1 pseudogene is annotated in these 526 nt (G+C 76.6%); it reads left to right on the top strand.

The features are described 5' to 3' along the window. A pseudogene (locus AB0N07_RS51450) lies at positions 1-526 on the top strand (3-phosphoshikimate 1-carboxyvinyltransferase); the annotation flags it as partial.

A 526-nucleotide genomic window follows, 5' to 3' on the forward strand; every position in this document is an offset into this window, starting at 1 on the left:
CGCAGATCGGCGACCGCTGGCGGCGGATCCTGCCGCAGTTCGGGGCGAGCGTGGCCCTCACGGTCGACCGCACGGACCGCTCCCGCGGCCGGCTCACGGTGACGGGGGCGGTCCACGACGACGGCGCGCCCCGCATCACCGGCGCTGGTGAGATCGCGGACACGGCCGAGCTCGCCCCCACAGCGGCCGCGCTCGCCCTGCTGGCCTCCGGGCCCACCCGCCTGACGGGGATCGGCCATCTGCGGGGCCATGAGACGGACCGGCTCGCCGCGCTCACCGCCGAGGCCGCCCGCCTGGGGATCACCGTGGACGAGGGCGAGACGTCGCTCGGCTTCCCGGGGACGGACGCGTCGGGGCCGCTGTCGCCGGCCGCCCTCGAGACCTACCACGACCACCGGATGGCGACCTTCGCCGCCGTCGTCGGCCTGCGCGTGCCGGGGACCGGCATCGTGGACGTGGCGACCACCGCGAAGACGATGCCGGACTTCCCCGCACTGTGGACCGCGCTCGTGGCTCCCGGCGATGC

Origin of the sequence: Streptomyces sp. NPDC051172 (assembly GCF_040682555.1) — a bacterium.
Taxonomy (GTDB): Bacteria; Actinomycetota; Actinomycetes; order Streptomycetales; family Streptomycetaceae; genus Streptomyces.